At 61.4% G+C, this 6,162-nt stretch carries 7 protein-coding genes; 3 read left to right on the forward strand and 4 right to left on the reverse strand.

Going from position 1 to position 6,162, the window contains the following annotated elements; all coding sequences use genetic code 11:
• Nucleotides 1-108: 108 nt before the first annotated feature.
• Nucleotides 109-570, reverse strand: a complete 462-nt coding sequence (locus tag ACXRVY_RS14570) for a MarR family winged helix-turn-helix transcriptional regulator (protein ID WP_223463741.1) — start codon at nt 568-570, stop codon at nt 109-111.
• Nucleotides 571-637: 67 nt separating this feature from the next.
• On the reverse strand, nt 638-1,594 hold the full coding sequence (locus tag ACXRVY_RS14575; RefSeq protein WP_223463742.1) for a LysR family transcriptional regulator: 957 nt from the start codon (nt 1,592-1,594) through the stop codon (nt 638-640).
• 110 nt (nt 1,595-1,704) lie between these two features.
• Between ACXRVY_RS14575 and ACXRVY_RS14580 the strand changes: the two genes are divergently transcribed.
• Nucleotides 1,705-2,454 (forward strand): sulfite exporter TauE/SafE family protein, encoded by a 750-nt coding sequence (locus tag ACXRVY_RS14580; RefSeq protein WP_223463743.1) that lies wholly within the window; start codon nt 1,705-1,707, stop codon nt 2,452-2,454.
• On the opposite strand, the gene ACXRVY_RS14585 is transcribed toward ACXRVY_RS14580, so the two are convergent.
• Nucleotides 2,444-3,298: a LysR substrate-binding domain-containing protein gene (locus ACXRVY_RS14585; protein ID WP_223463744.1), complete on the reverse strand. Its 855-nt coding sequence runs from the start codon at nt 3,296-3,298 to the stop codon at nt 2,444-2,446. The two genes, ACXRVY_RS14580 and ACXRVY_RS14585, sit on opposite strands and share 11 nt — an antisense overlap.
• Nucleotides 3,299-3,393: 95 nt before the next feature.
• Here ACXRVY_RS14585 and ACXRVY_RS14590 point away from each other — a divergent pair, with 95 nt between their 5' ends.
• Nucleotides 3,394-3,609, forward strand: coding sequence for a DUF1127 domain-containing protein (locus ACXRVY_RS14590; protein WP_204934808.1), 216 nt, complete (start codon nt 3,394-3,396; stop codon nt 3,607-3,609).
• A gap of 64 nt (nt 3,610-3,673) precedes the next feature.
• Nucleotides 3,674-4,903: a winged helix-turn-helix domain-containing protein gene (locus tag ACXRVY_RS14595; protein WP_458237642.1), complete on the forward strand. Its 1,230-nt coding sequence runs from the start codon at nt 3,674-3,676 to the stop codon at nt 4,901-4,903.
• Between the two features lie 126 nt (nt 4,904-5,029).
• Here the strand turns inward: ACXRVY_RS14595 and ACXRVY_RS14600 are convergent.
• Nucleotides 5,030-6,162 (reverse strand): class II 3-deoxy-7-phosphoheptulonate synthase (locus tag ACXRVY_RS14600; RefSeq protein ID WP_458237643.1); only part of this gene is annotated, 1,133 nt, incomplete at its 5' end.

The raw sequence follows: 6,162 nt of genomic DNA on the forward strand, positions 1-6,162 counted from the left end.
CGATGGCGGTGTGTCAGTCAGCATCATTGCTGAATGTGACACTGCAATCGTCGGATCGCCGCCCGGAGCAAGCTCGCTCCCACAGGGGGATTTGTGGTGGGTTGGCGGCTAGAGGCTGTCTTGCAGGTGGCGACGCAACTCTTGCAGCTCCGCTTGCAGGTTTTGCAGGCGCTCCAGTGTCATTCCGCTGGCGCCGAGGATGCACTGGGGAATATCCCGGGCTTTGTCGCGCAAGGCTCGGCCCTGCTCGGTGAGTTCGACGATTACCACCCGCTCGTCCTCGCGGCTGCGGGTGCGGCTGAGCAAGCCTTCGGCTTCCAGGCGCTTGAGCAGCGGCGTCAACGAGCCAGGGTCGGTCAGCAACCGCGTGCTGATTTCGCCTACGGTCAAACCGTCCCGTTCCCACAACACCATCATCGCCAGGTATTGCGGGTAGGTCAGCCCCAGCGCTTGCAGCAGGGGTTTGTAGACCTTGGTCATCATCAGCGAAGTGGAATGCAGGGCAAAACAGGCCTGATTGTCCAGCAACAGGTTGTCGCAGTTATCCGGGGTGTTGCGCTCGGTGTTCATGTCGGAGCCTTGATCTGTGATCTTAGGAATCTAGCGGGCGAATCTTTAATGCGCCAGATAATTTTGATCAGTGCCGTTGCAAATGGGTTTGCAGTACCAGATCCCAGGGTGGAACCGGGCTGAAGCGGGTCTTCAGGTACTCCAGCAACAAGCGACTGCGGGAGTTGGGTTGTTGTTCCAGGCGCAAGGCATAGATACCGGCGCTTTCCGGTTTCGGCAGACCGCTGTCGCAGAACAACGGCAGCAACTCACCGCGCAACAGGTACTCGCTGGCCAGCCAGGTCGGCAGATGCGCAATCCCGAGGCCGGCCAGCGCGCCGCAGACCAGCGCCTCGGCATTGTTGGCGCTCATGCGGACCCGCGCCGGCCGGTGTAGTTGCATTTGCCCATTCCGCTCGAAGCGCCAGGCGAACAGYGGGGCCAGACCATCCCAATCGAGTCCGTCATGTTCAATCAGTTGTGATGGATCGGTGGGCACGCCGCGACACCGCAAATAATCAGGGCTGGCGCAGGCGATGCGCACGATGCTCGCCAGCGGCGTGGCCACCAGTCGGGTGTCGGCCAATTGCCCGGCGCGCAGCACCAGATCGACCTTGCCGAGGTTCTGGCCCTGCATGTCGACGAAACTGTCGATCAGGTGCAGTTGCACATCGAGCCCGGGATAGAGCATGAGGAAATCGGCAATCACCGGTGCCAGGTGCCGGCGCCCAAAGGCTGCCGGCGCATCGATACGAATCAGACCTTCCGGCGCGCTGCTCAGGGACACCGCCTCGGCCCGGGCCAGGCGCAACTCGGCAACGATCCGCCGTGCCCGCTCGGCAAAGGCCAATCCCGCCGGGGTGGCACGTACCGCATGCGTGCTGCGKATGAACAACTGACTGCCGACCGCGTTTTCCAGGCTGTCGATACGCCGTGCCACGGCCGAAGGGGTCAGCGGATGACGGCGCGAGGCGGCGGAAAAACTGCCGGTTTCCAGCACATCGAGGAACAAAGCCAGTTGGTCGGTCAGTTGATTGGGGTTCATGGCAGATTTGCGCTTGTGCGAATTTGGCACAGCTATTGTGCGTCGCTGTGCGTTTCCGCGCCAGAAGCAACTGCGTAGGATCAGTCGCATGACGTGAGGAGAAATCGCCCGTGATTGAGTTTCTGATGTATCTGGTCTTCGGTGCTGCCCTGGGTACGCTCGGCGGGTTGTTTGGCATCGGCGGCGGCCTGATCGCCATTCCGCTGCTGGGCGTGCTGTTCGGGCTCGACCAGCAGATTGCCCAGGGCACAGCGCTGGTGATGGTGGTGCCGAACGTGATGCTGGCGCTGTGGCGTTATCATCAGCGCAACCGGATCGAACTGCGCAACGCGTTACCGCTGGCCATCATGGGGTTTTGCTTCGCCTGGCTCGGATCGATCTGGGCGGTGGGCATTGATGCGCAAACCATGCGTATAGGCTTTGTCGCGTTTCTGATCGCTCTGTCGGCGTACAACTTGCTTCGCATGTTCGCCGCCAGCGCTGCGCCGGCTTCGCAGATGAACTATTCATGGCCTTGGTTGGGCGTGCTCGGCGCTGCATCCGGCACTATGGGCGGGTTGTTCGGTGTTGGGGGCGCGGTGGTGGCGACCCCGGTGCTGACCAGTCTGTTCGGCACCAGCCAAGTGGTTGCGCAGGGGTTATCGTTGGCGCTGGCCTTGCCGAGTACCGGGGTGACGCTGGTGACTTACGCCGTGCACCATCAGGTCAACTGGGTGATCGGCTTACCCTTGGCGGTCGGCGGGCTGATGAGCATCAGTTGGGGCGTGAAGGTTGCCCACGCATTGCCGGAGCGGCTGCTGCGCGGGCTGTTTTGCGGGTTCCTGGTGTTCTGTGCGGTGATGCTCGCCTTCAAGGTTTGAAGCCTTCAATTATGTGCTCGGCCAGGCACTCGGTGATCGGTGACGGGTTATGCAGGTTGCGCACGAGCATGATGCTGGCCTCGGGCAGCAGCGGCAGATCCTCGGCTGCACCGAGGATGCGCATGTCCGCGGTAATCAGGCTTTCAAGCTGCGCCGTGACGGCCAGGCCGGCGCTGACCACGGCCATGATCGCCGACAGGCTGTCGCTGTTGTACGCCACCCGGTAATCGCGCCCCTGGGCATCCAGGGCATTGCAGGCCCACAGGCGGCAGAAGCAATCACTGTTGAACATCGCCAGCGGCAGCGGCGTCTGCTCGTGGGCGCTGTAGCATTGCGCCTCGGCCCAGACAAAACGCTCCTTGCGCAACAACTGGCCGATTTCGCTGCCCGGTTCGCGGGTCACGATGGACAGGTCCAGGTCCTGGCGCATCAGCAGTTGTTTGGATGATTCGCAGTGCACTTCTATCTGAATCAGCGGGTAGGACTGGGCAAAACGGCGCAGAATCCCCGGGAGGAACCGCATCACATAATCGTCCGGCGTGCCGATGCGCACAGTGCCGACCATATCGGGTTCGCGCAGGGTGTTGAACACTTCGCTGTGCAGCTTGAGGATCCGCCGCGCATAGCCCAGCAACACCTGGCCTTCGGCCGTCAGCCGCACCTGCCGCCCGTCGCGCTGGAACAACTGGCGCTGCAGCACATCTTCTTCCAGCCGTTTCATCTGCATGCTGACGGCCGACTGGGTACGGTTGACCATTTCACCGGCGCGGGTAAAGCCGCCCTGGTCGGCGATGGCGACGAAGGTGCGCAACACTTCGGTATCGATACTCGGGTAGGCAGACATCCATCAATCTCCGAGATATGTGACATCAGAAACATTCGTTGGATTGATCTTAGACCCGGCGCGAGACTGGAGCCATCCAAACGGAGGGCAACAAGATGAAAGGTCAACATGAATTCCACGGTGCAGAAAAACACTCGATTCACGTGATATCCGATCTGCTGCACAAGGTCAGCCGCTGGTACGAACTGCATCGCGAGCGCGAACTGCTGGCGAGCTTGAGCGACGAAGCACTCAAGGACATCGGCATGAGCCGTGCGGATGTGGAGAACGAGTCGATCAAACCGTTCTGGAATGACCCGATGCATAAATGATGAGTCCCAAGCTACACAAACCCCTTACCGGTGAGGTAGGTTGCGAGCAGACAAGGAGACGCCCATGCCCGCAACATTGTCCTTTACCCTCAAACAGGCTCGGCGTCTGGCGCTGGCCGCCCAAGGGTTCAACGGGCGGCAGCCGCCAGCGGCGATCAAGGCAGCTGCGCTCAATCGCCTGATCGAACGGCTGGGCATTTTGCAGATCGATTCGGTCAATGCATTGGTGCGTTCGCACTACCTTCCGCTGTTTTCCCGCCTCGGTAACTACTCCTCCGATCTGCTCGACCAGGCTGCCTGGAGTCAGGGCCGTCGACGCACGTTGTTCGAATATTGGGGGCATGAAGCTTCGTTGTTGCCACTTTCCATGTACCCGTTGATGCGTTGGCGCATGCAGCGTGCGAGCCGTGGCGAAGACATTTATCAGYAATTGGCGCGCTTTGGCCGTGAACAGCAAGACACGATTCGTCGGGTGTTGGCTTCGGTTGAGGAGCAGGGCGCGCTAGGCGCCGGGAGCCTGTCGACCCGTCAGGAACGGGCCGGCCCCTGGTGGGACTGGAGCGCGGAAAAGCATGCGCTGGAGTGGTTGTTCGCTGCCRGTGAAGTGACCGTTGCCGGCCGACGCGGATTCGAAAGGCTCTACGATTTGCCGGAACGGGTTATTCCCTCGGCGGTGCTTGCACAACCTATTCTGAGCGAAGACGAAGCCCAGCGCGGCCTGTTGCGGCATGCGGCAACGGCCTTGGGTGTGGGAACGGAGAAGGACTTGCGTGACTATTTCCGCTTGAACCCTGTGGACAGTCGTCCCCGTTTGGCCGAGTTGGTCGAGGCCGGTGAATTGCTGACCTGCGAAGTCCAGGGCTGGCGACAACCGGCCTATTGTCTGCCCGAGCCAAAAGTGCCGCGCAAAGTCGTCGCGAGTGCATTGCTCTCGCCGTTCGATTCGCTGGTCTGGGAGCGCAGCCGGACTGAGCGGCTGTTTGATTTCCGCTATCGATTGGAGATCTACACGCCGCAGGACAAGCGGGTGTACGGCTATTACGTCCTGCCGTTTTTGCACAACGAGCGGATTGCCGCACGGGTAGACCTGCGCGCCGAACGGGCGGCGGGCCGTTTGGCCGTGTATGCGGTGCATGAAGAGGAAGCGGGGCTGGATGAGGAGGGGATGCTGGCGTTGGCGGTCAATCTGCGGCAGATGGCGGATTGGCTGGGGCTGGCACAGGTTCAGTTGAATTGCCCGCGGGCGAGTGCGGCAAGGTTGCGGGTGGCATTCTCACAAATTGGCGGTGCTTGATCTGACGCCATCGCGAGCAAGCTCGCTCCCACATTGACCGCGTCGCTCACAGATTTTGTGTGCGGCGCGGATCCTGTGGGAGCGAGCTTGCTCCGGGCGGCGTTCCGACGATGGGGGCGACGGGGTTTAGCGCCGAACCTGCTTCAGAGTCTCTGCAATCAAAAACGCCAGCTCCAGCGACTGATCGGCATTCATCCGTGGGTCGCAATGGGTGTGGTAACGATCCGACAAACCATCCTCGGTAATCGGCCGCGCACCACCGATGCACTCGGTCACGTTCTGCCCGGTCATTTCGATATGGATACCACCGGCATAACTGCCTTCGGCTTCGTGCACCTGGAAGAACTGCTTCACCTCGCCAAGGATCTGCGCGAAGTCGCGGGTCTTGTAGCCGCTGCTGGCCTTGATCGTGTTGCCGTGCATCGGGTCGGAACTCCACAGCACCTGCTTGCCTTCCCGCTGGACGGCGCGGATCAGGTGCGGCAAGTGATCGCCGACCTTGTTCGCGCCCATCCGCGCGATCAGGTTCAGGCGACCCGGGTCGTTGTCCGGGTTGAGCACGTCGATCAAACGAATCAGGTCGTCGGGGTTCATGCTCGGGCCAACCTTGACCCCGATCGGGTTGTTCACCCCACGCAGGAATTCGACGTGGGCGCCGTCGAGCTGGCGCGTACGGTCGCCGATCCACAGCATGTGGGCCGAGCAATCGTAGTAATCGTTGGTCAGGCTGTCGCGACGCACGAAAGCTTCTTCGTAGTTCAGCAGCAGCGCTTCGTGGGCGGTGAAGAAACTGGTTTCGCGCAACTGCGGCGAACTGTCCATGCCGCAGGCACGCATGAACGACAGGGTTTCATCGATGCGGTCGGCCAGGTGGCTGTACTTTTCTGCCAGTGCCGAGTTGGCAATGAAGTCCAGGTTCCACTTGTGCACCTGATGCAGGTCGGCAAAACCGCCCTGGGCGAACGCGCGCAACAGGTTCAGGGTGGCAGTGGACTGGTGATAGGACTGCAACAGGCGCTCCGGGTCCGGTACGCGGCTTTTTTCGTCGAAACCGATGCCGTTGACGATGTCGCCACGGTAGGCGGGCAGGGTCACGCCATCGATGGTTTCGTCGTTGGCCGAGCGGGGCTTGGCGAACTGCCCGGCCATGCGCCCGACCTTGACCACGGGGCAGCCGGCGGCAAAAGTCATCACGATCGCCATCTGCAACAACACCTTGAAGGTGTCGCGGATTTTCGCCGCGGAGAATTCGGCGAAGC

Source organism: Pseudomonas sp. P5_A2_2 (assembly GCF_054177685.1).

Coding starts and splice junctions, on each gene's coding strand:
- ACXRVY_RS14570 (WP_223463741.1), bottom strand. CDS start 570: ATGAACACCGAGCGCAACACCCCGGATAACTGCGACAACCTGTTGCTG.
- ACXRVY_RS14585 (WP_223463744.1), bottom strand. CDS start 3,298: ATGTCTGCCTACCCGAGTATCGATACCGAAGTGTTGCGCACCTTCGTC.
- ACXRVY_RS14590 (WP_204934808.1), top strand. CDS start 3,394: ATGAAAGGTCAACATGAATTCCACGGTGCAGAAAAACACTCGATTCAC.